Source organism: Streptomyces sp. NPDC034085 (assembly GCF_055575555.1).
Map to the genome: position 1 here is coordinate 824,960 of NZ_JBVISL010000003.1, position 25,097 is coordinate 850,056.

The window sequence follows — 25,097 nt, forward strand, 5'->3', positions numbered from 1 at the left end:
GAAGTCCCTCCCGGCCGGTGGGGCCTAACCCGATTCGGCCGGGTCCGTCACCAGACCCGTGAAGTCGGCCTCGTTGCGCTCGGCCCGGCCCACGTACCAGCGGGCGATCAGCCACATCACCGGGTACGCCACCAGCCCGAGGACGACCCACACCAGCGGACCCGCGGCCGCCCTGGGCAGCAGGAAGCCCAGCGGCAGCAGCCCGAGCACGACCGCGAGCACCGCCAGCGCCCCCAGCCCCGCGCGCAGCTGGCTGCGCATCAGGGCCCGTACGTAGGTGGCGCCGAGGCTGGTCTGCTCGGAGATCTCCGAGCGGGCGGGGGTGTGGGGCGGCGGACGGCGGCGGGTGCCGCGCGGGACGCCGGTGACGGTCTCCCGCCGGGGCGGCTGCTGCTCGGCCATGGCCCGGAGTCTACGCAGACCCCCGGCTACTTCAGGAGGCGGGAGAGCCTGCGGTCCGCGAGCGGCTTGCCCCCGGTCTGGCAGGTCGGGCAGTACTGGAGCGAGGAGTCCGCGAAGGACACCGAGCGGACGGTGTCCCCGCACACCGGGCACGGCTCGCCCTCCCGGCCGTGGACCCGCAGCCCGCTCTTCTTCTCGGCTTTCAGCTCCCCGGCGGCCAGCCCGTGGGCCCGCTCGACGGCGGCCCGCAGCGTCTCCCGCACGGCCCCGTGGAGGTGGGTGACCTGGTCCTCGTCGAAGGAGGCCGCCAGTTTGAAGGGCGAGACCTTGGCGGCGTGCAGGATCTCGTCGCTGTACGCGTTGCCGATGCCGGCGATCACGCTCTGGTCGCGCAGCACGCCCTTGATCTGGCGCCGTTCCCCCGCCAGCAGCGCGGCGAAGGCGTCCCGGTCGAAGCCGTCGGCCAGCGGGTCGGGGCCGAGCCGGGCGATGCCCTCGACCTCCTGGGGGTCGCGTACGACGTACACGGCCAGGCGCTTCTGCGTGCCCGCCTCGGTGAGGTCGAAGCCGCCGCCGTCCGCGAGGACGAGGCGCAGCGCGAGCGGTCCCCTGCCGGGGCGGGGCGGCGCTGCCGGGAGGGTCTCCCGCCAGCGCAGCCAGCCGGCGCGGGCCAGGTGGGTGACGAGGTGCAGCTCGCCGATCCGCAGGTCGAGGAACTTGCCGTAGCGGGCCACGGGGCCGGCCGGCTGCCCTTCGAGGGCGGTGGGGGGAGGGTCGTAGGTCTTGAGCACGCTGACCGCGAGCGGGAGGACGCGTTCCACCACCCGCCCGGCGAGGTGCTCGTCGAGGAACTCCCTCAGGGCCTCGACCTCCGGCAGCTCGGGCATCCTCCCAGCCTGCCGCCCCGGCCGCCGCCCCGCGACCGCAACCCCGTGCCGCAGGGGGGCTCACGCCATCACGAACTCGCACCAGACGCACTTGCCGCCGCCCCGCGGCTCGACGCCCCAGGCGTCCGCCAGCCGGTCCACCAGCATCAGGCCGCGGCCCGACACCCCCGCCTCCCCGGCCTCGCGGCGGCGCGGGAGGGCACTGGAGCGGTCCTCCACCTCCACCCGCAGCCGCCGCTCCGGGCCGGCCAGCACGCGCAGGGTCACGATCGCCGGGCCCTCCGTGTGCATCAGGGCGTTGACGATGAGCTCGTCCGCGACGAGTTCGATCTCGTCGGCCCGGTCGCGGGCGCCCCACGAGCGGACGGCCGCACCGATCATGTGCCGGGCGGCGACGAGCGCCTCGGGGTCCCCGGGGGCCACGTGCTGCTGGAGCCGGCCTCCGCCCGGCCGGGTGTCCTCGCCCTGGCGGCGCAGCAGGAGCAGGGCCATGTCGTCGTCGCCGCCCCGGTCGTCGACCACCTCGCACAGCCGGTCGGCGAGCCGCTGGAGGTCGGCGGGGCCGTCGCGGACGAGGGAGGCCAGCAGGCGGAAGCCGTCGTCCAGGTCGCTGCCGGGCTGTTCCACCAGCCCGTCGGTGCACAGCAGGAGCGTTTCCCCGGGGTCGAGTTCCACGGTGGTCACCGGGTACTCGAGGCGGCCGAACTCCGCCGACAGGCCCAGCGGCATCCCGCCCTCCACCGGCAGCCTGCGGCAGTCACCGTCGCCGGTGCGCAGGAGCGGGTCGAGGTGGCCGGCCCGGACCAGCTGGAGCACCCCGGTGGAGAGGTCGGCCTCCACGTAGGTGCAGGTCGCGAAGCGGGCGGTGTCCAGTTCGTGGAGGAACACGGAGGCCCGGGCCATCACGGTGCCCGGCGCGTGCCCTTCGGCGGCGTACGCCCGCAGCACGATGCGCAGCTGGCCCATCACGGCCGCCGCGTGGGTGTCGTGGCCCTGGACGTCGCCGATGACGGCGCCGACCCGGCCGCCGGGCAGGGGGATGACGTCGTACCAGTCCCCGCCGATGTCGCGGCCCATCCGGGCGGACCGGTAGCGCACGGCGATCTGGGCCCCGGGGACGGAGGGGATGCGGCGGGGCAGCATGGCCTGCTGGAGGCCCTCGGCGAGGTCGTGTTCCTGCTCCAGCAGCATCGCCCGCTGGAGGCTCTGGGCGATGCTGCTGCCCAGGGCGACCAGCAGGTTGCGCTCGTCCTGGGTGAAGCCGTCCTTGTCCTGGTAGAGCAGTCCGATCGCGCCGATCGGGCGGGCCTGCGCGATGAGCGGCAGGTACGCGGCGGCCGATATCCGCATCCCCGAGATCCTGGCCCAGAGGTCGGGGTACTCCTCGGCGAACTCCTCGGCGGAGTCGAGGAACCGGGGCTGGAGCGAGCGGACGACCTCGCTCATCGGGTACTGCTCGTCCACGCGGGTGTAGCGGGTGCCGGGGACGAAACTGTCGGCGGGGCCTTCGGCCACCAGGTGGATGCGGCCGGCCTCGACGAGGCCCATCACCATGCCCATGGAGCCGAGCCGCTCCAGGCCGTGGGCGTCGCCGATGACGTCGATGACGTCGCGCACGGTCCGGGCGTGCGCGAGGGCGGCGGTGGTGCTCTCGACCACGGAGGTCTGGCGCCGTCGCTCCTCGTCGAGCCCGAGGCGTTCGGCGGAGTGGCTCAGTTCCTCGGTCGCGTCGCGGACGATGCCGATGATCCGGTACGGGCGCCCGTCGGGGCCGCGCATGACGCGGCCCTGGGTGTGGGTCCAGCGCTGGCTCCCGTCCCGGCAGCGGATGCGGAAGTACGCGCCGTAGCTGTCGACGCCGCTCTTGAGGGCGCTGGAGACGAGGGCGTCCAGGCGGGTGGCCTCGGCGGGCGGGACGCGCGGGGAGAGCGATCCCGGCCGTCCGTCGTACTCGGCCGGGATCGTGTCGAAGACGTCGAGGGCCGCCGCGTCCATGTGCATGAGCCCGGTGACCAGGTCCCAGTCGAAACTGCCCATCCGGTTCAGTGACAGGGACCGGTCCGCGTGGGCGGGCCAGTCCTCCGGCAGCGATACGGAGCTCGGCACCGGTCCACCATGACACAGCGGCGCGTCAGGCGCTCTCCAGGTACCCGGGCTCGTCCGGGGCCGGCGGCAGGGCGGGGAGGCCGTCCGGGGCGACGGAACCGGCGGGGTCCGGGGGCAGGGCGGGGTCCGGCGGACTCGCCGCGTCCGGGGGGAGGGCCGGGTCGGGCGGGAGCGCCGGGTCGGTGCCGGTGCCGGGGCCGTCGTCGGGGGTCAGGGTCACGCCCGGCTCGGTCGGGACGCCGCCGGGCAGGTCACCGCCGACGTCGGGCGCGGTCCCGGCGGGGCCGTCCGACGGGGGCACCCCGCCGCCGGGACGGTCCTGCGGGGTGGAGGGCGCCCGGGGGACGGTGCCGGCGTCGGGCCGGCACGGTACGGCCGCCGGCGGACCGGGGGCGGGCGCGGCGGCGGGCGGGTCGACGGGCACCCCGGACGGGGCGACGGGCACGCCGGACGGGGCGACGGACGGGTCGGCGGGCATCCCGGGCGGGCCGGCCTGCGGATCGACGGGCGGGCCGAGGGGCAGCCCGGAGGGGTCGACGGGCACCCCGGACGGGTCGAGGGGCACCCCGGACGGGTCGAGGGGCACCCCGGACGGGTCGAGGGGCACCGCCGAGGGGTCGACGGGCAGCGCGGAGGGGTCGACGGGCACCCCCGAGGGGTCGACGGGTACCCCGGACGGGTCGACGGGTACCCCCGGCGGGCCCGCCTGCGGGTCGGCGGGCACCCCCGGCGGGCCGGCCGGCGGGGGTGCCTGGGGCGCGGGCCGGGCGGTTCGGGGCGGGTTGTCCCGGGCCGTGGGGGCGCAGGGGTCGGACGGCGGGTCCTCGGGCGGGGTCGGGGGGCCGTCGGGGATGCCGTCGGCCGGGTCGTAGGGCGGCGGTACCGCCGGGGTCTTGTCCTGGGCCCCGTCGTCACCGGCCCTGCGCTCGATCCAGGTGTTGTCGGCGACGTTCACGATGACCAGCCTGGTGATCGCCTGGATCGTCGGCTCGATGACGATGACCTGGTGGGGCTGGTACCCGTTCCACTGGTCGCCCTTGAGGACCGGGCTGCCCTTCGCGGAGCGCGGCGGACCGAGGGGGTTGCCGCAGGCGCAGCGGACCCGGGGCATGCCGTGGTCGTCGACGAGGACGGCCGTCCCGGCCTGGAGCACCGCCTGGTAGCCGTCGGCCCGGCCGTCGCGGAAGCCGTGGGCGGTGACGCGGGTGTCGGCGCGCAGGACCACCGGGGTGAGGGCGCGCAGGAAGTCGGGGAGCTTCTCCTGCTCGGTCCCGGCGGCCTGGGCGAAGGAGCGGCCCTTGGCGTCGTCGGTGCCGAGGTAGGCCACCTGGCGCTCCACGTCGCAGCTGCCGAGCCGGCTGGTTCCGCCGTACAGGCCGGGGGTGGCGGCGCCGACGGTCCGGATGCCCCGGCCGCCCGGGTTGGGCAGCGGCGGCTTCACCGGGGCCGACTCGGCGGTGGCCGAGGAGGGGGTGAAGGGGTCGGGGCCGGCGGCGCCGACGGGCTGGAGCGTGAGCGCCGGGCTTTCGGGGGCGGGGCCCTTGGTCTGCTCGGGGCCGGTGCCGCCGCATCCGGCGGCGATCAGGCCGAGGAGGGCCAAGACGGCCGTGCGGGCCGGTACGTGACGGCGGCGCAGGCCCTGACGGCGCGCTTCCTGACGGGATGTCGGTGCGGGCACGTCGTTCAGGTCGTTCACGCTGCTCTCCCTTTTCGCCCCGGTTTCTGATCTCTTGTCTGCCGCATGTCCGCGGACACCGCAACCGGAGCGCCCGCATACGGTCTTGAACATGTTCAATCGGCACCGTAGGGTCGGACCTGGGACTTGAACGTGTTCAAAGGAGCGGTCGTGACGGTACTCGTGAACCTCATCGTCACCCTCGGGATGTGCTGGGTCGTCCCCGTGGGCCTGCGCCTGATCGACCCGGTCGGGCTGCGCACCGCGGCGCGGCTGTGGCCGTTGGCGGCCGCCCCCGGCGCCCTGTGCCTGTGGCTGCCGCGCGGCGCCGCCGCCACCGCCCTCGCGGGCGTCTACGCGGTGGCCGCGCTGGCCCTGGCCTGCCGGGGCGCCGCCCGGCTGCCCCGCACCCGGGTGCCGGGCCCGGCGGAGGTGGCCGCGCTCACCGCGCTGCTGTCCCCCTCGGTTGCCGCGTGCGCCCTGGTCGCGGAGCGCGCCGGACACCGGCTCTTCGGCTTCGGCCTGGACATCCTGGCCCTGACCGTCCCGCACTTCCACTTCGCCGGCTTCGCGGCCGCCCTCGTCGCCGGCCTGGTGAGCCGGTCGGCGACGCACGGGCGCTGGGCGCGCGGGGCGGCGTACAGCGTGCCGGCGGGGACCCTGCTCGTGCTGCTCGGCTACTTCGCCGGCGACTGGGCCGAGCTGCTGGGCGCGGTGGTGCTGACCGCCGGGATGTGGGCCGTGGCCCTGGTGACCTGGCGGGACGTCCGCCCGGGCGCCCCGGACCGGGCCACCGGGGCGCTCCTCGCCGTTTCGGCTTCGGTGCTGGTGGCCACCATGGTGCTGGCCCTGTGGTGGGCGGCAGGCGAAGCCACCGGGGTCGTCCACCCCACCCTGACCTGGATGGCCGCGACCCACGGCCTCGGCAACGCGCTCGGCTTCGCCCTGTGCTCACTGCTGGCCTGGCGCCGACTCACCGCCGACCGCACCGCGCCCGCCCGGCTCGCGCCGGCCGCCCCCTGACCCCAGCCCCCCCCCCCCCCGCCCCGATCGGAGCTCCCCATGACCCGCCTCACCGGCACCGGCCGGCCCGTCCTCAGCTACCCCGAGCGCGGTGCGACCAGGCTGCGGCCGCTGCCCGCCGGCTACCACCACCTGCACCACCGCACCCGGATCGGCCACGGCCGCGCGGTCTTCGCGGCGGCCGGCGCGGCCGTCACCGACTTCCGGATGCACCGGGCGACCGGGGCGAGGGTCCGCGCCGACGGCCCGGCCGCGCCCGGGGCACGGGTGGAGGTCGGGCTGGGCGCCGGGCCGCTGCGCATCAGCGTCCCCTGCGAGGTCGTCTGGGTCCCGGAGGGGCCCGACCGGGCCGGTTTCGCCTACGGCACCCTCACCGGCCACCCCGAGAGCGGGGAGGAGTCCTTCCTCGTCGAACTCGACGCCGACGGCACGGTGTGGTTCGAGGTGACCGCCTTCAGCCGCCCCGCCGCCTGGTACACCCGCCTCGCGGGCCCGCTCGTCCCCGTGCTCCAGCGGGGTTACGCCCGGCTGCTCGGCCGGCGCCTGCGCGCGCTGGCCGCCGGCGGCTGATACTGGAGGGGATGGACTGGTTCACCGCGCCCGGGTACTGGCTGGGCCGGCTGGTCTTCCAGCGGGCCCTGGCCGGCGTCTACGTCTTCGCCTTCGTCGGGGCCGCCCTGCAGTTCCGGGCGCTGATCGGGGCGCACGGCATGCTGCCCGTCCCGCGCTACGTGCGGTACGTGCCCTTCCGCCGCGCCCCGAGCCTGTTCCAACTGCGCTACTCCGACCGGCTCTTCGCCGGCTGCGCCTGGGCCGGGGCGGCCCTGTCGGCCGCGCTCGCCGCCGGGGCGGGCGACCTGGTGCCGCTGGGCGCCGCCATGGGGCTGTGGGCGGTGCTGTGGCTGCTGTACCTGTCCATCGTCAACGTGGGCCAGACCTGGTACTCCTTCGGCTGGGAGTCCCTGCTGCTGGAGGTCGGCTTCCTCGCCATCTTCCTCGGCAACGCCCGGGCCGGGCCGCCGGTGCTGGTGCTGTGGCTCCTGCGGTGGGTGCTGTTCCGGGTGGAGTTCGGAGCCGGGTTGATCAAGATGCGCGGCGACGCCTGCTGGCGCAGGCTGACCTGCCTCGACTACCACCACGAGACGCAGCCGATGCCGGGGCCGCTCAGCTGGTTCTTCCACCACCTGCCGAAGCCGCTGCACCGGGTGGAGTGCGCGGCGAACCACGTCACCCAACTCGTGCTGCCCGTGCTGCTGTTCACCCCGCAGCCAGTGGCCTCGTACGCGGCCGGGATCATCGTGGCCACGCAGCTGTGGCTGGTGCTGTCCGGCAACTTCGCCTGGCTGAACTGGCTGACGATCACGCTCGCGCTCTCGGCGGTGGACTTCACCGGCATCGCTGGCCCCCCGCCGGCCGCGGCCTCGCGCGGCGCGCCCGTCTGGTACGTGGTCCTGGTGTGCGCCCTGACCGTGCTGGTGCTGGCGTTGAGCCGCAACCCCGTCGCCAACCTCGTCTCGCGCCGCCAGGTGATGAACCGCTCCTTCGACTCGCTGCACCTGGTCAACACCTACGGGGCCTTCGGCACCGTCGGCCGGATCCGGGACGAAGTGGTGGTCGAGGGGACCGCGGACCGCGTCCCCCACGAGGACGGCGACTGGCGCGAGTACGGCTTCAAGGGCAAGCCGGGGGAACCGCACCGGATCCCGCGCCAGTTCGCCCCGTACCACCTGCGGCTCGACTGGCTGATGTGGTTCGCGGCGCTCTCCCCCGGCTACGCCCGGGACTGGTTCGGGCCGTTCGTGGAGCGGCTGCTGGCGGGCGACCGGGACACGCTGCGGCTGATCCGCCACAACCCCTTCCCGGACGCCCCGCCCCGCTTCGTACGGGCCAGGCTCTACCGCTACCGCTTCACCACCTGGCGGGAGTTGCGCGAGACGGGCGCCTGGTGGCACCGCAGGCTGCTGCGCGAGTACCTGCCGCCGACCCGTCTCACGCAGGCCGCCTCCTCAGAGCCCGAGTAGCGCGGCCTCCTGCTCCGCGGAGATGCCCTTGGCCGGACGGTCGGGGCGCTGCGGGGCGACACCGCCGATCGACTGCAGCCAGGTCCAGGTGTCGGCGGCCGTCTCCTCGACCGGCCGGCAGGTGAGGCCCGCCTTGAGGGCCTTGGTGACGTCGTTGCCGAACATGTAGTCGTACGTCTCGCCCTCCAGGAGCCAGATGGGCAGTTGGACCCAGGGCTCGATCCCCGCCTCGAGGATCACGGCCGGGTCGGTCCAGCGCAGTTCGGGCCGGACGCCGGTGGCGGCCGCGCAGGCGTCCAGGAGGCTTCCCATCGTGGCGTGTCCGGCCGGGGCGACCAGGTTGTAGGCCCCGCCGAGCCCGGCGGCGGCCGCGTCGAGGGTCCAGCGCGCGAGGTCCCGTACGTCGATGTACTGGAGCGCCAGGTCGCGGGGGCCGGGGGCGAGCATCGGGCCGCCCCGGGCGACGCGGTTCAGCCACCAGGGCAGCCGGCCGACGTTCTCGTACGGGCCCGTGATCAGGCCGGCGCGCACGAGCAGGGCGCGGTCGCCGAAGGCGTCGACGGCCGCGAGCTCGCCGCCCCGCTTGTCCTCGGCGTAGGCGGTGGAGCCGGCGTCCGGCGAACCCTCCACCACCGGGGCGTCCTCGGCGTGGCCGGCGGGGGCGGGGTAGGTGTACACGGAGCAGCTGGAGATGTACGCGTACCCGGCCGCCCGGCCGGCGAGCAGGCGGGCGCTGTCGCGCACCGCCGTGGGGGCGCCGCTCCAGGTGTCGACGACCAGGTCCCACTCCCCCTCGGCGAGGGCGGCCAGCCCGTCGGGGGCGGTGCGGTCCCCGTGCAGTGCGGAGGTTCCGGGCGGGGGCGCGTGGTGCCCCCGGTGGAAGACGGTGACCTCCCAGCCACGGTCCAGGGCGTCCTCGGTGATCGCGCGCCCGACGAATTCGGTCCCACCCAGCATCAGAAGTCTCATGGGCTCGACCCTGCCGGGCGCGGCGGGGCGGCGGAAGGCGTGATCGCCCACAGCGATGACGCTGACGGCGTAGGGGAACGGGGAACCGGCGGCGGCGCCCGGTGCTCATGCCGCGCCCCCGTCGCCCTGGAGGGCGCGGGGGCGGGGGTACGGTCCGGGCCGCGGCCGGTGGCCGGCGGCCCGGTGCCGTCAGTCGATGCCGGGCAGGATGTGCGGCTCCGCCAGGTCGTCCTCGTAGCCTGCCAGCCGGATGGGTGCGGAGCGGGCCCAGACCTCGAGGCTGCCGAGTTCGTCGGACCGCGTGTTCGCCCCCCGTCCCGTGCGCTCCAGAGTCGGCTCGGGCTTCTTCTTCGTCTCAGTCACCGCGCACTCCCTTGGTGTGGCGTAACCCGGCGGGCGGGACCGCACGCCGGATAGGGAAATCGAAAGGTTTTCCGGACGCGGTGGCGCCTTGATGGAGCGGTGCCCGGGTGGGGCTCCTTGCGCCTTAGGGTACACATATGAGCGGGGGGCCGCTCGATGGAACGGCAAAATCCGCGCCGGACCGCTCGTTTTCGCCCCGAATGCAGGAAGTCGTACACCTGCGGCCGCGTCGGGGCCGGTCCGCCTCGACGGCGGTGGCACGTGCGCGCGGACGACGGAGGGAGCGGCTGTGGCTATCTCGGAGGTGTCCACGGTCGACAGTGTGGACGGGCCGGCCGAGCCGCCGCACGCGCACCGGAGCGGCCGGACGGCGGCGGACGGCCGAGCCGCCGCACCGGGCCGCGCGGGCCGAGCGGACGTCGGGCCTGGACGCAGGGGCGGTACGGGGCCGGCGGCCGGTACGGGAACCGGTCGCCGCCGGGCCCGCCGGACCTGACGGGGGGTTCGCCCGTACGAGTGAGGGGCCGGCCGTCTCTCCGAGACGGCCGGCCCCCCGGGGGTGACTACCAGTTGGCGGGCGCGTAGTCCTTCAGGAAGACCCCGTAGAGGTCCTCGCCGGCCTCGCCCCGCACGATCGGGTCGTAGACGCGGGCCGCGCCGTCGACCAGGTCGAGGGGCGCGTGGAAGCCCTCCTCGGCGAGGCGCAGCTTGTCGAAGTGCGGGCGCTCGTCGGTGATCCAGCCGGTGTCGATCGAGGTCATCAGGATGCGGTCGCTCTGGAACATCTCCTGGCCGCTGGTCCGCGTCACCATGTTCATCGCGGCCTTGGCGGCATTGGTGTTCGGGTGTCCCGCGCCCTTGTAGCCGCGGCTGAAGACGCCCTCCATCGCCGAGACGTTGACGACGTACGCCCGTCCGCTGGACGCCTTGCGCGCGGCCTCGGCCATGGCCGGCCGCAGCTTGCTGATCAGGATGAACGGCGACGTGTAGTTGCACAGCTGGGTCTCGAGCAGCTCCACGGGGGAGATCTGGTCGATGGTCTGCACCCAGGTGTTGCTCTCGACGACGTCCGGCAGCAGGCCGCCCGCGTCGATGGCGGTGCCGTCGAGGTGCCGCTCCAGGCTGGCGTTGCCGGCGACCAGGGCGAGGTCGGCGACCTTCTGCGCCTCGAGCCCGCTCACGCCGACGGGCAGCGCCGCCAGGCCGTCGACCGCACCGGAGTTGAAGGCGCCGATGACGTGGTGGGCGGGGAGCTCGCCGGCGGGCAGCGGAGCGCTCTCGCCCTCGACCAGCGCGGCGTAGGCGGTGGGCAGGCGGCGCACGGTCTGCGTCGCGTTGTTGACGAGGATGTCGAGCGGACCGGCCTCGGCCACCTGGTCGGCGAGCGCCACGGCCTGGGCCGGGTCGCGCAGGTCGATGCCGACGACCTCCAGGCGGTGCATCCAGTCCGCGGAGTCCTCCATCGCCTTGAAGCGGCGGATGGCGTCCTTGGGGAAGCGGGTGGTGATGGTGGTGTGGGCGCCGTCGCGCAGCAGCCGCAGCGCGATGTACATGCCGATCTTGGCCCGGCCGCCGGTGAGCAGCGCGCGCTTGCCGGTGAGGTCGGCGCGGGCCTCCCGCTTGGCCCGGTTCTCGTTGGCGCACTCCGGGCAGAGCTGGTGGTAGAAGTAGTCGACCTCGACGTAGCGCGTCTTGCAGACGTAGCAGGAGCGCGGGCGCTGGAGTATCCCGGCGATCCGGCCCGCCTCGGTGACCGAGGAGGGCAGGATGCCCTCGGTCTCGTCGTCGATGCGCTCGGCGGAGCCGGTGGCGGTCGCCTCGGTGACGGCCTTGTCGTTGGCGGTCTTGGCGGCGCGGCGCTCCTGGCGGCGGCGCTGCTTGACCGTGCGGTAGATGCCGGCGGTGGCACGGCGTACGGTGATGGCGTCGGGGTGGTCGACGTCGATCTTGTCGAGCTCGTCGAGCACGCTGAGGCAGACGGCGAGGCGCTCGGGGTCGATGCCCGGCCCGTATGCGTGGTTGTCTTCGGTCACCGTCATGGCCGCTGCCGTTCCTTGCTCGCTGGTCCGCATCCGCCTGCTGCGGAAGTCCCCAAAACGGAAACTGTACGGAGCCGACACGCCCGGGACCAAACCCGTCCCCGCCCGCCTCACGCACCGCGAGCCGACTGTCACGGTATGGAACGGATGGCGGCCCTTCGTCCCGCGGGGGCCGGGTTGCGCGTACTCCCGATGGTGTATGCCAGGAGGATGACTCGGCCGGCGATCATGCCGCCTCCGGGCGGATGAAGAGCGCGTCCGGGTGGGGCATGGTGAACCTATGAGTGCCCTGGCCCTGTCGGTTCTGCTCTGCCTGGTGTCCGCCGTCGCCTACGCGGGCGGTGCGATCGTCCAGGAACACGTCGCGGCGACCTCGCCGGACCGCCCCTGCGCGCCGCTGCGCCGGGCCGGCTGGTGGGCGGCGGTCGCGCTGAACGGCCTGGGCGCGCTCCTGCACGTGGTGGCGCTGGCCTACGGGCCGCTGAGCCTGGTGCAGCCGCTCGGGGCGCTGACCATCGTCTTCGCGCTCCCGATGGCGGCCGTGTCCGTACGCCGCCGGGCGGGCGCGGCGGCCTGGCGCGGGGCGGTGCTGGCGACGGCGGGCCTGGCCGGGCTGCTGGCCCTGACGGGCGGGGAGGGACGGGAGGAGCACGCCCTGGCGGGAGGCGAGCGGACCCTGCTGCTGGCGGTCACGGCGGCCGGGGCGGCGGCGCTGTTCCTCGCGGCGCGGCGGGCGCGCACGGCGGTGCTGCGCAGCGTGCTGCTGGCGGCGGCGGCCGGCTCGGCCTTCGGGATGGCCTCGGTGTTCACCAAGTCGGTGGCCGAGGGCTTCTCGCCCGGTGCCGCGCTGGTCCCGCTGTGGCCGGACCTGGCGGCGATCGCCGTACTGGCGGCCACCGGGCTGCTGCTGTCGCAGGCCGCCTACCGGGGCGCGGGGCTGACCGCGCCGCTGGCCACGGTGACGGTCGTCAACCCGGTGGTCGCGGCCGCGGTCGGGATCTCGCTGTTCGAGGAGGGCTTCCGGTACGGGACCGCCGGGGCGGTGGCGGCGCTGGCGAGCGGCGCGCTGGCGGCGGCCGGCCTGGTCCTGCTCACGGTCGTGCCGCCGCACGTGCGGGGGTCAGATCCCGACGCCCTTGCCGCGGAGGTACTTCAGCGGGTCGATGTCGGAGCCGTAGCCGGGGCCGGTGCGCATCTCGAAGTGCAGGTGGGGCCCGCTCGAGTTGCCCGTCGAGCCGGAGCGGCCGATCCGCTGGCCGCCGGAGACCTGCTGGCCCGCCTTGACGCCGAGCGCGGAGAGGTGGGCGTACTGGGAGTAGCGGCCGTCGGAGTGCTTGATGACGACCTGGTAGCCGTACGCCCCGGCCCAGCCGGCCGACGCGACGGTGCCGGGTCCCACGGCCTTGACGCTGGTGCCGGTCGGCACCGGGAAGTCGACGCCCGTGTGGTAGCCGCTGGACCAGGAGGATCCCGCGACGCGGTAGGCGGTGCCGAGGGCGGCGTCGACGGGGGCGGTGTAGGCCCCGGCGCCCGCGGCGGGCTTCTGCTCCGCTGAGGCGGGCTTGGCGGCGGGCTTGGAGGCCGGCTCGGGTGCGGGCTTGGGCTTCGCGGCGGGCTTGGCCTGCTCGGCCTTCGGCTGTTCGGGCTTCGGCTGTTCGGGCTTCGGCTGTTCGGGCTTCGGCTGTTCGGGCTTCGGCTGTTCGGGCTTGGCCTGCTCGGGCTTGGGGGCGGCCGGTTCCACGGGCTTGACCGGCTCGGCGGTGCGCGGCGGCTTCTCCGGGTTCTGGGCCGGCGGGGCGGTGGTGATCCTGAGGGTGAGGCGCTGGCCCGGGAAGATCAGGTTGGGGTTGGCTCCGACGGTGGACCGGTTGGTCTCGTACAGCGCCTGCCAGCCGCCCTCGACGTGCTGGTCGGCGGCGATCGTCGACAGGGAGTCCCCGGGCGCGACGGTGTACGGGTTCGGCAGCACGGACGTCCCGGTCGGGCGGGGCATGCTGACGGGGGTCGGGGTGGTGGCCTTGGTCGGCTGGATCCGGTCCATGGGCGCCTGCGCCGTGGCCCCGGCGGGCTGCGCGGCCGGCTTCCCGGTGCCGTGCGCCGGCTTTCCGGTGTCGACCGCGGGCGCCGGGCCGCTGCGGCTGAGCCCGGCCTGCGGGCCGCACGCCGGCCACGCCCGGGGCCCCTGCCCCTTGAGCACCTTCTCCGCGACGGCGATCTGCTGCGCCTTCGTGGCGAGGTCGGCGCGCGCCGCGAAGGCGGTGCCCCCGAACTCGCGCCAGGTGCTCTGGCTGAACTGGAGGCCGCCGTAGTAGCCGTTGCCGGTGTTGATCCGCCAGTTGTTCGTCGACTCGCAGGCGGCGACCTTGTTCCAGGTGTCCACCGAGGCGGCCTGGGCGTCCCCGGCGCCGATGAGGGGCAGCGCGATCCCGGCGCCACCCGCGGTGACGACGAGCGAGGCCCGGTTGATGCTGCTCGGCTGATACCGGCGGTGCCGGCCCCGTACACCCATGGGAGCCCCCCTGGAAGACATCAGGAACCGCACAACGTAGCGGCGGCCCGATGGTCTGACAAGGGCGACAACCGGCCGCACCGCGGCCGGAGTTGTAGGTTCCGTACGGGGACCGGGTCAGCTGAGCGGCCCCGGCTGCGGGATCGGCGCGGGCCCGGGCGGCGGGGGCACGGGGTCCGGCTCGGGGACGGGCGTCGGCACCGGCGGGACCGGGCGCGGCACGGGCCCGGGTTCCGGCAGCGGCGGAACGGGAGCGGGGACCGGATCCGGCCCGGGGACCGGCGGCTGCGTCTGATCTGTGTTTCGCACCATGGCCCCCGCCTGCCCCCGATCTCAGCCCGTACGCCCCCCGGACGCAGCGGCGGACAGAGCGGCGGCCAGGCCGGGGGCCGGACTGGAGAGGACGGGCGAGGAGGTCCGCACGAGGCGGGCCGCGCCCGCCATGGAGGCCTGCGCCAGCACGATGACGTCCGCGTCCGTGACGGCGTCGGCCGCCTCGGCCACCGCGGCGAGGTAGCCGGCGGTGTCACCGGCCTCGAAGCGGGCCCAGGCCCCGGCGACGACCCGGCAGCGCACGTCGACGGGCCGCCCGGCGGCCTCCTCGGCGATCAGCTCCCCGGTCGGCGCGAGCGTCGACTCCAGCGCGGCCAGTACGGCGATCCGCGGGCCCCTGCGGACGGCCTCGGCGGCCATCGGGCGGTCCACCCTCAGCACCGGGAACCCCAGCCCGGGGCCCAGGGCCTCGGCGACGGCCCCGATGGTCGAGCAGGTGACCAGCACGGGCCCGCCGGAGTCGCGCAGCAGCCCCGCCACCTCCGCCTCCACCGCCTCCGGGCCGTGGACCCGGGCCCGCTCCAGCAGCTCCGGGACCACGAGGTGGCGCAGTACGGCCCCCGGGTGCTCCCGGTCGCGCAGCGCGTCGAAGACGGGGACGTGCACCGGGGAGGTGTGGAGCAGGACCAGACCCGTCACGACGCGTCGCCGTCCCGCCCCAGCCGCGCCCGGGCGGTCTCGACGGCCGGCAGCCGCCCGGTCTCCCGCTCGTTCACCAGCTCGACAGCCATGGACCCCCTCCGCTCAGACGGCCACGGAAAGGGGGCTGCGCTCCTGGCCGGTCCCCGGCACGGGCGCGGACGGGTCCGCGCCGAGCTCGACGATCCGGTTGTCCCCGTCCACGTGCACGACGCGCGGCTTCAGCGCCCGCGCCTCGGCGTCGTCCACCTGCGCGTAGCTGATCAGGATGACCAGGTCCCCCGGGTGCACGAGATGCGCGGCGGCCCCGTTGATCCCGATGACCCCGGACCCCCGCTCCCCCTCGATCACGTACGTCTCGAGCCGCGCCCCGTTGGTGATGTCCACGATGTGGACGAGCTCCCCGGGCAGCAGATCGGCGGCGTCGAGCAGATCGGCGTCGATCGTCACGGACCCGACGTAATGCAGGTCGGCGTGCGTCACGGTGGCCCGGTGGATCTTGGACTTGAACATGGTACGAAGCATGTTGGACTCCTGGAAGACGGCTCCCTGCCAGCTTTCTGCAGGTCAAGGGCGTCCTGCACTCTACACCGGCAGGCATCCGAACGGAGATCGAAGGGAAAATCCACTGCCACGGAGGAGAGCGCTTCTGGCCTGCGCTTCCGTGGGCACCAGGCCGTTCCGACGCTGCGGCCAGGCTTCGCATCGGTCAGCCTGTTCGGAGCGTGGGGGGACTGATGCTGACCAGATGCTGACTTATCTGACGGCACATCACGCAGGTGTGTCGGTCCCCCATCGGCTGGCAGTCAGGGCTCGCAGGACCGGTCCCTGTGCCTGCCTCCTCCTCCACCGTTCGAACATCCCTGGCGTCTTCGCCGCCGGCGACGTAGTCGACCACACCCACCGCCAAGCCATCACCGCAGCTGGCTCGGGCTGCGCAGCCGCCCTGGACGCCGGGCGCTGCCTCGCCGTCCGGTGCGACAGCAGCACGGACGCGGCATGGCGGAGGTCAACGCCTGACTGGCTGGCCCCGACCCAGGGTGGGGGCGACGCCGACTATGTGCGCGCTTACGCCCTTCATGCGCCCCTGCTCCCCCACTTAGCTTGCGACGTCGGCCTGTACAACCCGTACGAACGTAGGGGGAAGCAGCTTGAAGCGAGCAGACGTGCTGAGGGATCTCGCGCAGCCGTGGAACGTAGCCGTTCACTCGACATCGGACCTCGCGGGCAGCGTTGCCAAAGCTGCGACCGCGGACGACAAGGCCAAGCGGGAGAAGAACCAGGCTCCTCTGCGCCGCAAACCAGAGCTTCGGCCGCTGCCCGTGACGCCATTCGGACTGTCGCTCCGACTGACTCCCTGGGACGTACTCCATGCTCTGGGCCGGGCCAACGTCCTCGCCCGCCAAGGCGCGGGGCGAGGACTTGCCGAGCACTGGGCCAGCCTGAAGTACTGCCAGGCCCTCACCGGCAACGACGGTCACTACATGGCACTGTCCACCGAGGGCCGTAACCCCAGGCGCCACTACGCGGCCACACAGTCGGGCGAGCTCGGTATCGGTTTCGCCCTGGCCTTCGCCCGGCGCGTCCTCGCCGCCCAGTACCCGGATCACTCGGTCTCGGTCATCGACGCCGAGATAGCCATGCGGGCCGGCTGGGAGCTGACCGGCAGGGAGGCGGGACGCAGCAGTGCCCCGCGCCGGCCGGGCTTCTTCCTGGAGGTGTGGAAGCCGGGCGAGCCGTCACGGGTCATCCCGGTCACCTGCAAGGGCACGCACGGCAACACGGCCCAGGTCCACAAGCAGCTCGCCACCGCCTCCGCCGACGTGGAAGGCATCCACATCGGCGCGTACAACGAGACACCGGCCTTCGTCTTCGGCACCACGCTCCCCAAGAAGAGCGAGAGCATCACGCTCTACCTACTCCACGCCCCAGGCGACGGCACCCTGGCCGGTGCGAAGGACCTCCATCTCGACCCTCCCGTCGAAGACCGCAGCATCCGGCCCGGCATCGACGCCCCGACCGGACCGAACGAGGAACCGCCGGTCGGCTATCACGTGCGTCCCGAGGAGTGCGGCTGGTTCGGCCGGGTCCTCGCCCAGGCGGATGCCGCCGGCCTGATGGCCTTCACCGGAGGTGGCGAACCCACCGCCCGGTACCTCACCAAGCGACAGGGCAAAGGCCACTTCGAGACCTTCACCCACGCCGGCACCGGCATCGTCCAAGACGTCACCCACACCATCCACGGCAGGAAGTTCGTGGGCACCGATCACGTCTTCCGCCTCAACGGCGTCCGGGTGGAGGCCTTCTCCGGCCTGGCGGAGGACCTCTTCGACCACCTCCGGGACGGCCGCGTCGACCAGTACCGCCACGAGGCCCACTCCCTCCGCGACTCCTGGCCCATCGACCCCTGGGACGCCAAGTGGCGCGGTCCCGTCTCCCTCCACCCCGACGGCACCGTCATGGCCCTGCGCCGTCTCCGCCTTCGCTGATCAGCACTCCTGTCAGGCTTCGGGGAGCCGGACAGCTCCCCGAAGCCCTCGAACGGTCAACGCGTGGATACACAAGCCACCGGACCCGGCCGGGCGCCGACAGCTCTGTGGGCAAAGTGGATGACTTCCCGCCATTGTTGTCCGGACGCAGTGAGACACCGCCGGACGCAGGCGTACACAGCCGGACGCAGTGAGACGGCCTCTGCGGCGTTCCGCCTGGCCTGTCTGCGTCTGCCTCTCGTTTTGACGGGACCGTACTGCGCAAGACTTCACGTCATGCCGAGCTTCCAGCAGAGGAAAGCCGTGGGGGACGCCCACGAGCAGCGCATCGCCAAGGAACTGACCGCGCGCGGATGGGCGGTCAACCCGTGGGGCAGGGAGTCCTCACCCAGCCCGTTCAAACCGCCCTCCGAAAGACCGACAGCTCCCTCCGGTGGACGCCCGACCTCCTTGCCGCTAAAGAAGGCCATGTCGCAATGATCGACTGCAAGAGCAGCATGACCAGTCGCGCAACGCACCGCCACGCGATCGAGAGCACCGCGCTCAACGCGCACCTCCAGCTCGTCGCGTGGACCAGGCTGCCCCTCTACTACGTGTTCGACAACCTCGACGTCCTCACCCCGTACGACGCCCTCACAGCGGGACAGACCGGCCCCCGCTCGGTCCGAACCGGCTCGGGCGCGCCGCACTTACTCGTACCTACGACGCACTGCCGCGCCTTCAACACCGCATTCGGCCCGCGAAGGCATCCGTCCGTCGCAAGCGACGCCGCCTGAGCCCAGCGCCGCGCCAGACCCGCTGCTCGGTACAGCGCTCATACCGAGCAGCGTTCGGCTTCGACCGCCGCCTGAGTCACGTAGCGGGACACCACCCGCTCTCTGGAAGCCCAGCGAGCCGTCATTGGCCATCCCGACCGCCTTCAAAGGCAACCACCGCAACCGCCACGTCTTCACACCCAGCTGGCGTCCACCTCCGCGGGCAGTTGCTGTTCGACGTCGAGACTCCCCCGACCCCCAAGGAGACGCCCCCGGCGCTCACGAGTTGCTCGGCAGTGCGGCACCAGGCTCCGCTCGGCCAGTCCATCACGGCCGGTGTCAGTCAGGCGTGCACGGCGAACGTCACGCGCTCGGCCCTTGCCGCCTCGCGTGATTCCGAGCGGTCGCGGGCTTGGTCAGGGTGTCCTCCAGCGAGCCTCGCGCTCCGGATATCCGGATATGCGGAATTGGTGCGCGTTGCCCGGGTCGCTGGGGCCGCCTCCTCCCGCGAAGCCTCCGGCGTTGAGGGAGATCGTCCACCTGCGGAACTGCTGCTCCTCGGCGGGGGTGAGCGGCCGGGTCGTTCCGGGTACCGGCGGGAGAGGGTCGGCGAAGGGTATGCCGGGGTCGACGGAATTGACCATCGGCAGCAGGGCGGGGGTGGCAGTGTAGGAGGCGAGTCTGACTGGGACCGGCACGGGAAGGCGAACAAGCGGGGGGAGAAATGGCAGGCCAGGCAGGGTCGGCGTTCCTGGTTCTTCACCATCGGGGAGCGTGACGCGGGCGGCCGAGGCGTCCAGGGCGTGGGCAACTTCCCCCAGGTCGTGGATCCAGGGGTCGCTGAGGACGGCGTCGTGCAGGCCGCCGTCAAAGCCGTTGCCGCCGGCCATCGGCTGGTCCCAGGGAATGTCCAGCCGAAACAGCTCGTTCTTGTGGTCCTGGATCCTCACCTTCGCCACCGCAACATGCTCGGCGTACCGGTCACAGGCCTTGGCGAGTTGCGTGCATGCGGCAACGAGATTGATCACGAGCGGCTCATCCTGCTGAGCCTTGGCGGGTGGGAACGCGAAGCCGACGTGGTGTTTGAAGTACGCCTGGAATGCGTTGGCCGCCTCGCCTGAGTGCGCCTTGCCTGCTGTGGACGCATAGGCCTGGGCGTCTTCCAGGAAGCGCTGCATGAGGGAGCCGGCGTGTCGCCACGAGTTGGCGACATCGTGGATCTTCTCCGGAGAGCCCCGGAAGCGGTCGCTCCCCCCGCCGGGCGCGTACTGCGTGTACCAGACGGCGTCTCCGACCACCTGGGGCAGGTCCTGCCCAAGGCCGAGGTAGCTTTCGGTGCAGTCGGCGCCCGGGTCGCCCATGCCGACGGTGAGGTCCACTTCCTTACCCAGAAGCGCCGACACCTGCCGACTCTCCGCGGCCATGAACTCGCGAGCATTGCGCATCAGCCCCGGCTCGTGGCACCCAGGATGTAGGAGCTGAACCCCATCTTGTCCAGCGTCGTAGACGCTGCCGACACATAGACCTTGGCGAACGACCGGCCAGCGTCATCATCCCCGGCCATTCCATGTTGCCTGTCGAGCTCGCGCCCCAGCGCGATGGCCGTGTCACGCGCTCCGCGCATCAGATCCAGCAGGCCCATCGCTCCCTCGGATCATGCCCTTCGCGATGAACTGCAGGTCAGGTGTAAGCCCGCTCACCGTGCCCCCCTTGCGGATGTGAGAGATCACGGTAGCGGACTGCGGCCGCCCGTCGAGCAAGTGTTCCTCTTCCCCCGGAGAGGTGCCCGGCCTTGCTCCAGGAGCGAACGTGGGGACCTGTCGCCAGGTCCTCGCGCGCATCATTTCGGCGGCTTGCCTCCGCGTGTTCGCGCAGACCCCCGACCCACCCGCAGCGTCTGCGCCAGACCCTTTCTGTATGGCAAACCCCATATCCGGCCAAAGAGTAGACATCCGGCCAAGTCGGCAGATAACCCGGTGGCACATACATCTGTTCGATAGGTTCACGCGGTCACGTCATTGGTCAACGAGATCGGAGACATGTGTTCCGCGCGAAGAGAAGGCTCGCCGCGTCCTTATCCGCAGCGGCATCCGCCGCAGTGCTGTCCCTGGCAGCAGCCGCACCGGCGAGCGCGAGTCCGCCCACCGCCAGTTGCAGTGAAACGCATCAAGCCAGGATCGTCTTCTGGGCGGTGGCGTGTTCGCAGCCCGGCCAGCCGGTGATCGGCGCCTTTGCCACCTGGCGAAACGTACCCATCACGTTCGACAGCGCGGCACCCCAGGGAACGACGGTGCAGGCGTCGAACTACCTGACCATGGTGCCCAACACCGAGGGCGGCATGTTCGCCAACCACATCGAAGTCGGGCTGTACGCGGAGAAGACCGGCCCCTCGAGCAGTACGTACGGTCCGCGCTGGACCGAGGTCGGCAACAGCGGCGGCAAGACTCACGCCATCACCCAGGGCATCGACCCGGACAAGCCGAACAACGTCAACCACACCTATATGACGATCCGCCAGGCCAGTGGCGACCAGTGGGACGTGCTGTACGACTTCAACTGGGTCGGCTCCACCACCGATCAGCTGAAAGTGCCGCGGGGCAACCCCAACCGCATCGACATCGGCCTTGAGGTCATGGGTCCGCAGTACGTAACGGTCCCCGAGATCGCCAACCGGGTCCAGTACATGGCCGAGAACAAGACCTGGTCCCGCTCCGCCACCGCGGACACCGCGCAGGCCGTCACCTTGGGCGTCTGCGGCCAGAAGAGTCCGTGGGACCCGAACTTCACCTACGCTCCCCCCAACTGCTTCAACGCGAAGCTGACCGACAGCGCCAAGTTCACGCAGTGGGCCGTCAGCAAGCCCGGGCCGGCCGGCTCCTCCCTCGCTGCGCCGCGAACGGCTCCGTTCGCGGCGCAGTCGGCGCCGGGCCGGGCGGACCGTGCCCCGGTCGGCATGTTCAACGGGGCCGACCAGGGCGCGCTCGCCCGGTGTATGGCCGAGGACCCCGGCACCTGCCTTACGGCGGTGCCGGGGCTGGCCGAGTGCGTACGCACCGCCAAGCAGTGCAACGCCGCCGCCCTGACACCCACGGCATCGCGCCCCACGTATGCGCCGTCGGCGCGGTACACAGAGCCGTCCCCTCCTTCGCCGGTGAATATCCGGGGCCGCGCTGCGGGGGCGTTCGGCGTCCCGGAGCAGGACGTTCACGTCAGCACCGGCAGCAGCGGCAACACCTCGGGTAAGAGGGTGCCTTCGGCCGGGCCGCAGCTGGAAGCCGGTGCCGTCTGGACGGTGGAGTCCCAGGCCATGACCAAGGGCCTTTCCGCCCGCGGCACCGCCGTCCACGGATTCCGTGCCACCTACTCGGCCGCAAGCGGCCAGCTTCTTGACGCCTGCTGGGGGCAGATGTGCGCCCGATGACCCGTAATGCCCCCCGTTCAGGAGCCCCCATGCGCCTGCCCCGTGACCCCATGGCCGGCCAGCGCCGCTCTCGTCTGGCCCACCGGACGAGCGCGGTGTTCGCGGCCCTGTTCGCCTTCCTCCTCACCACCGTGACGGCTGCGACCGCCGCGCCAGAGGAAACGATTCGCCAGGCCGTCTCGGCCGACGGCCCGGCCGCCGACGAGGGGAACCTGCGCACCGAGTGCGCTGCCCACCCCGAGGCCAAGACCAAGAAGGGCTGGATCAAGAACCGCTTCGAGACGTGCGTGCACCAGCCCGTCTACCTCAAGCTCCTTGACGACAGGCGGCGGCTGCGCGGCGAGCTGTGGTTCGACCTGTGGATGCTCGGCTTCTCCTACGATGGATCCCGCCGCGTGGATTACGTCACCAGCATCGAGAACATCCGGACCAAGGCCGTTGCCGGCGAGAACCCGGCCACCTGGAAGCTCGGACAGTCCTTCTCGGACTCGATCAATGCCTCCGCCAGTGACCCCAACCCGGCCATGACCAAGCCGGCGGTGACCAGCCGCGAGGACACCATCGAGCAGTGGAAGACCAAGCCCCAGTGGGTCCTGACCTACACTTCCCCCGACACCGGCCGCGTGGACGCGGGCAACGCCCAGCGCGTCGCCGGGCAGGTCACCCTCGCCATGAACATCACCTCACCGACAGCCGTGCCCTGGGTCGACTCGAACATGGCGTACTCCAACGTCCGCTTCGACTACACCGGGCGGGCTGCCGGAAAGTACAAGGGCACGGTGTTCGTCGAGGCCCGCGTCGAGCTGACCATGAGTCTGAAAGACCCGGAAGTCGATCAGAGCGCCCGGCACATCCTCGATGCCCAGCAACTGCCCGAACGCACCTTCCCCTCTTGGCCCGGCAAATCGGTCCCAGGGTCCAGTGAGCCCCTGCACCGACTGATCAACCGCGACAAGCAGGACGCGAACCGGGACGTGGCGATCGCCACCTGCAACGATGTCTGGGGCAACTACGAAGGCAGTGGCCTGGAGTGCGATGAGTATCCCTTCTCCAGCACCTACGAAGGCGCCGCGAAGAACGACAACCGCTACAGCGCCCGGCTCATAGACGGCCGCGACAATCGCAAGGGAGGCGAACGCATCCAGAAGGTATACGAGGAGAACCGCATCCTCGACAACGACCCCTTCTACGTCAAGATCGTTCCCTGAGACCAGCCGAGGGCTTCCGTGACCATCCTTGCCGAACACCGGCTGCTGGCCGTCCCTGACCGCCGGGTCATCGAGCTGTACGACGCCGACGCCTACGTCGGCACATCAGCCGTCCTGGACCAGCTCGATGAACACGTGGTGGCCGGCGACGGATACCACCTCTACATCGGCAGCCTGCAAAGCGGCGTGGGCGTCGAAGTCACCATCCGGGTCCACAGCGCCCCACCGGCCACGTGGCCGCCCGCCGACGGCAGCACAGAACTGACCTTGGAGTGCGCAACCGGCAGCCTGATCGTCGGCGAGTTCACCGCGGGAGTCGCCGGAGAAGTCGAACTCCCCCGCCCCGGCGTCTACGGGGTCCGCGCCTCCTGGCAGGGACGTGAGTCAACAGCCCACCAGGCCTCCGCCATCCGCATGCGCGCCGTCGAGGAACAGTGGAGCCGAGCAGCCACACGACAGGCACTGGACACCATCACAGGCTCCGAAACGTACTGCTTCGACATGTGGTACCTCCACGAACCCGAAGACGACGACCCGGAATGACAGGAGCCTGAGCAAGACCGGTGAGGCCGGCGCACCCCGCGCCGGCCTCACCGCCGCTCACAGCGACGCCGAAGCCCGCTCTGCCCGACAGTAATAGGGGACGGCACACGGCCAGTTGGCCCACCAACACCTGCGCGTCGCGGAAAGTTGAGGCGGCCCGGCAGTACTGCTCCCAGACCGCCTGGGCGCCTGGCCGGGCCTGCGCACGCCGTATCGGCCCGGGCTGAAGCTGACCCTATCCGCAACCGATCCCCATCGGCTCGCGTGAGGCCGTCATCAGCGGCCTCAACCGCCCGACGCCCCCGCCTCCCGATGGTGCCGGGGGCCGTCGTCGCTGGAGGACGCGGTAGCGCACGAGGCTCGACTTCGCGGGACATCAGCCGCAACGACATCACCCAGCACCTCGTACGAACGCATTGTCTCCAAACCCGGAAAGAGGGCCATCGGCACCTGAAGTCTTGCTCGACCTCACGCCCATGGAACGGTCTCCATTTCGCCGACCCACCTGTTGGTCCTGGAGAGGTCCTGGTAGGAACCTCGGTAGCCGATAGAGCGGAGCACCAGCAGCGCGAGGTAGTGGCGGGTCAGTAGCCAGGTGTCAGTGACAAGTCCTGCGACCCCGTAGACGGCTTCTTGTGTCTCCTTGGGATGTACAAGACGGTTACGGACTCGTGTGACGACGTCGGCGCCGTCCGCCGACCGAGCGCCGTCTACTTGCTGGCTGGCCTCATAGGCGGTGGCCGTCGGCAGACGGTCTGCGTGCACGCTCAGATCGACCCCCGACTCCGTCATGAGCGTACGCAGCTTTCTATTCGCTGGCCAGGCACGGATGTGAACTCCGCTTCCGTGAGCCGCCCGTTGAGCACGAGTTCCTGCCACATCAGGTGTTCCAGTCCGGCAGCTCCGCTGATGATCCGCTGTTCGACAAATCCTCGGTCGGCGATGGCGGTGATCGCGTACTGCATCGTGATGATCCTGGACGTCATGTCGGACCGGATCGCTCAGACTGTGCGGCTGTGCTGCATTGCCGGGCACCTGACTTCGGTGGCCATCAACACCGGGTTGAAGCGCGAGTTGCTGTGCGCCCGATGCAGCGGAGCGAGCGTTCGCCCCGAACCAACCGTGTACTACGTGGTGACGGACGGGGCCATAGTGAAGCCTGGAATCTCCTCGGGTGACGGGCGAGGGCGGCTTGATACCCACCGCAGTCAGCACGGTCTGGGTCAAGTCCGCAGGCTCATAACCGACCTGCCCGTCGGCGCAGCTCGCGATATCGAGCGGCACGTCCTGGACTGCTTGGCCGACCAAGGCATCCGACCGGTGATGGGCTCCGAGTATTTCGATGCCGCGCAAATTGACCGGGTGCTGGAGCTGGCTGACGGGTGGTTCGCAGCGAACCTGCCGAACTTCCCGTGGACGGTGACCGCCTAGCGATCCGGGCATGCGGCGAACAGCGCGGCGCGTCCGGGGGGGCTCCGTCGTTCAACGGGCGTGATGGTGCGCGGGGTTCGCGCGGGACAGAGAAGGTCCGGCAGGGCGGAGGGAGGCGGAGCGGGGCTGCGGGTCGCCAGCTACGGGGAGCGGGAGCGTTCCGCGTGGGTGCGGGCGCTAAGAGGTCCTAACAAAGGCGTTGGACGTGGCGGTGGGTGATGAGGCAGTTGGCGAGGCCGAGGAAGGCCTCGTGGATGTCGTCTCGTCGTTCCCATCGGATGCGG

At 72.2% G+C, this 25,097-nt stretch carries 22 protein-coding genes and 2 pseudogenes; 11 read left to right on the forward strand and 13 right to left on the reverse strand.

Going from position 1 to position 25,097, the window contains the following annotated elements:
* Window positions 1–24: 24 nt before the first annotated feature.
* Genes ACZ501_RS14035 through ACZ501_RS14050 form a run of 4 tightly spaced genes read right to left on the reverse strand, consistent with a single transcriptional unit; the run spans window position 25 to window position 5,091 of the window.
* Window positions 25–402, reverse strand: a complete 378-nt coding sequence (locus ACZ501_RS14035) for a hypothetical protein (RefSeq protein ID WP_361608933.1) — start codon at window positions 400–402, stop codon at window positions 25–27.
* Between the two features lie 26 nt (window positions 403–428).
* Window positions 429–1,289 carry an Fpg/Nei family DNA glycosylase gene (locus tag ACZ501_RS14040; RefSeq protein WP_468795215.1) on the reverse strand — a complete coding sequence of 287 codons (861 nt, stop codon included), beginning with the start codon at window positions 1,287–1,289 and terminating at the stop codon, window positions 429–431.
* A 60-nt stretch (window positions 1,290–1,349) separates the two neighbouring features.
* On the reverse strand, window positions 1,350–3,413 hold the full coding sequence (locus ACZ501_RS14045) for a SpoIIE family protein phosphatase (protein ID WP_361608949.1): 2,064 nt from the start codon (window positions 3,411–3,413) through the stop codon (window positions 1,350–1,352).
* Window positions 3,414–3,420: 7 nt separating this feature from the next.
* Window positions 3,421–5,091: a DUF6777 domain-containing protein gene (locus ACZ501_RS14050; RefSeq protein ID WP_468795218.1), complete on the reverse strand. Its 1,671-nt coding sequence runs from the start codon at window positions 5,089–5,091 to the stop codon at window positions 3,421–3,423.
* A gap of 150 nt (window positions 5,092–5,241) precedes the next feature.
* On the opposite strand from ACZ501_RS14050, the gene ACZ501_RS14055 reads away from it, so the two are divergent.
* Genes ACZ501_RS14055 through ACZ501_RS14065 form a run of 3 tightly spaced genes read left to right on the forward strand, consistent with a single transcriptional unit; the run spans window position 5,242 to window position 8,114 of the window.
* Window positions 5,242–6,093, forward strand: coding sequence for a YndJ family protein (locus ACZ501_RS14055; protein WP_468795221.1), 852 nt, complete (start codon window positions 5,242–5,244; stop codon window positions 6,091–6,093).
* 39 nt (window positions 6,094–6,132) lie between these two features.
* Window positions 6,133–6,663, forward strand: a complete 531-nt coding sequence (locus ACZ501_RS14060) for a DUF1990 family protein (protein WP_361608941.1) — start codon at window positions 6,133–6,135, stop codon at window positions 6,661–6,663.
* Window positions 6,664–6,674: 11 nt separating this feature from the next.
* Complete coding sequence (locus tag ACZ501_RS14065) at window positions 6,675–8,114, forward strand: lipase maturation factor family protein (protein ID WP_361608943.1); 1,440 nt, start codon at window positions 6,675–6,677, stop codon at window positions 8,112–8,114.
* Here ACZ501_RS14065 and ACZ501_RS14070 read toward each other — a convergent pair.
* From ACZ501_RS14070 to ACZ501_RS14080, 3 genes are all read right to left on the reverse strand, one after another.
* Window positions 8,100–9,083, reverse strand: coding sequence for an NAD-dependent epimerase/dehydratase family protein (locus ACZ501_RS14070; RefSeq protein ID WP_468795224.1), 984 nt, complete (start codon window positions 9,081–9,083; stop codon window positions 8,100–8,102). The genes ACZ501_RS14065 and ACZ501_RS14070 overlap by 15 nt on opposite strands.
* A gap of 189 nt (window positions 9,084–9,272) precedes the next feature.
* The gene (locus ACZ501_RS14075) at window positions 9,273–9,446 is read right to left on the reverse strand and encodes a hypothetical protein (protein ID WP_361608951.1); all 174 of its coding nucleotides are present in this window, start codon (window positions 9,444–9,446) and stop codon (window positions 9,273–9,275) included.
* A gap of 563 nt (window positions 9,447–10,009) precedes the next feature.
* Window positions 10,010–11,485 carry an SDR family NAD(P)-dependent oxidoreductase gene (locus ACZ501_RS14080; RefSeq protein ID WP_361608911.1) on the reverse strand — a complete coding sequence of 492 codons (1,476 nt, stop codon included), beginning with the start codon at window positions 11,483–11,485 and terminating at the stop codon, window positions 10,010–10,012.
* Window positions 11,486–11,765: 280 nt separating this feature from the next.
* On the opposite strand from ACZ501_RS14080, the pseudogene ACZ501_RS14085 reads away from it, so the two are divergent.
* Window positions 11,766–12,581, forward strand: a pseudogene (locus tag ACZ501_RS14085) (DMT family transporter); the annotation flags it as partial.
* Window positions 12,582–12,605: 24 nt separating this feature from the next.
* On the opposite strand, the gene ACZ501_RS14090 reads toward ACZ501_RS14085, so the two are convergent.
* The 3 genes from ACZ501_RS14090 to panD all read right to left on the reverse strand — a co-directional run bounded on the left by ACZ501_RS14090 (window position 12,606) and on the right by panD (window position 15,491).
* Window positions 12,606–13,994 (reverse strand): transglycosylase family protein, encoded by a 1,389-nt coding sequence (locus ACZ501_RS14090; RefSeq protein WP_468795227.1) that lies wholly within the window; start codon window positions 13,992–13,994, stop codon window positions 12,606–12,608.
* A gap of 333 nt (window positions 13,995–14,327) precedes the next feature.
* Complete coding sequence (locus ACZ501_RS14095) at window positions 14,328–14,966, reverse strand: aspartate/glutamate racemase family protein (RefSeq protein ID WP_361608907.1); 639 nt, start codon at window positions 14,964–14,966, stop codon at window positions 14,328–14,330.
* Window positions 14,967–15,071: 105 nt separating this feature from the next.
* Complete coding sequence (gene panD / locus ACZ501_RS14100) at window positions 15,072–15,491, reverse strand: aspartate 1-decarboxylase (protein ID WP_361608905.1); 420 nt, start codon at window positions 15,489–15,491, stop codon at window positions 15,072–15,074.
* A gap of 325 nt (window positions 15,492–15,816) precedes the next feature.
* On the opposite strand from panD, the pseudogene ACZ501_RS14105 reads away from it, so the two are divergent.
* The 3 genes and pseudogenes from ACZ501_RS14105 to ACZ501_RS14115 form a co-directional block, all read left to right on the forward strand.
* Window positions 15,817–15,963 (forward strand): annotated as a pseudogene (locus tag ACZ501_RS14105) (thioredoxin-disulfide reductase); the annotation flags it as partial.
* 487 nt (window positions 15,964–16,450) lie between these two features.
* Entirely contained in the window at window positions 16,451–17,455 is a 1,005-nt protein-coding gene (locus ACZ501_RS14110) for a hypothetical protein (protein ID WP_468795230.1), read from the forward strand.
* A 497-nt stretch (window positions 17,456–17,952) separates the two neighbouring features.
* On the forward strand, window positions 17,953–18,231 hold the full coding sequence (locus tag ACZ501_RS14115) for a hypothetical protein (RefSeq protein WP_468795233.1): 279 nt from the start codon (window positions 17,953–17,955) through the stop codon (window positions 18,229–18,231).
* A gap of 395 nt (window positions 18,232–18,626) precedes the next feature.
* On the opposite strand, the gene ACZ501_RS14120 is transcribed toward ACZ501_RS14115, so the two are convergent.
* Together ACZ501_RS14120 and ACZ501_RS14125 are read right to left on the reverse strand one after the other, a co-directional pair.
* Window positions 18,627–19,655: a WXG100-like domain-containing protein gene (locus tag ACZ501_RS14120; RefSeq protein ID WP_468795235.1), complete on the reverse strand. Its 1,029-nt coding sequence runs from the start codon at window positions 19,653–19,655 to the stop codon at window positions 18,627–18,629.
* Window positions 19,655–19,852 (reverse strand): hypothetical protein, encoded by a 198-nt coding sequence (locus ACZ501_RS14125; RefSeq protein WP_361608897.1) that lies wholly within the window; start codon window positions 19,850–19,852, stop codon window positions 19,655–19,657. Before ACZ501_RS14125 ends, ACZ501_RS14120 begins: the two co-directional genes overlap by 1 nt.
* Window positions 19,853–20,251: 399 nt before the next feature.
* Here ACZ501_RS14125 and ACZ501_RS14130 point away from each other — a divergent pair, with 399 nt between their 5' ends.
* Genes ACZ501_RS14130 through ACZ501_RS14140 form a run of 3 tightly spaced genes read left to right on the forward strand, consistent with a single transcriptional unit; the run spans window position 20,252 to window position 23,382 of the window.
* A complete protein-coding gene (locus ACZ501_RS14130) occupies window positions 20,252–21,631 on the forward strand; it encodes a hypothetical protein (RefSeq protein WP_468795238.1) in 1,380 nt (459 codons plus the stop codon).
* A gap of 29 nt (window positions 21,632–21,660) precedes the next feature.
* Window positions 21,661–22,839 carry a NucA/NucB deoxyribonuclease domain-containing protein gene (locus ACZ501_RS14135; RefSeq protein WP_468795241.1) on the forward strand — a complete coding sequence of 393 codons (1,179 nt, stop codon included), beginning with the start codon at window positions 21,661–21,663 and terminating at the stop codon, window positions 22,837–22,839.
* An 18-nt stretch (window positions 22,840–22,857) separates the two neighbouring features.
* The gene (locus ACZ501_RS14140) at window positions 22,858–23,382 is read left to right on the forward strand and encodes a hypothetical protein (protein WP_361604730.1); all 525 of its coding nucleotides are present in this window, start codon (window positions 22,858–22,860) and stop codon (window positions 23,380–23,382) included.
* Window positions 23,383–24,170: 788 nt separating this feature from the next.
* On the opposite strand, the gene ACZ501_RS14145 is transcribed toward ACZ501_RS14140, so the two are convergent.
* Complete coding sequence (locus tag ACZ501_RS14145) at window positions 24,171–24,347, reverse strand: hypothetical protein (protein WP_361604727.1); 177 nt, start codon at window positions 24,345–24,347, stop codon at window positions 24,171–24,173.
* A gap of 4 nt (window positions 24,348–24,351) precedes the next feature.
* Here ACZ501_RS14145 and ACZ501_RS14150 point away from each other — a divergent pair, with 4 nt between their 5' ends.
* Window positions 24,352–24,813 (forward strand): hypothetical protein, encoded by a 462-nt coding sequence (locus ACZ501_RS14150; RefSeq protein WP_361604725.1) that lies wholly within the window; start codon window positions 24,352–24,354, stop codon window positions 24,811–24,813.
* Window positions 24,814–25,097 lie beyond the last annotated feature (284 nt).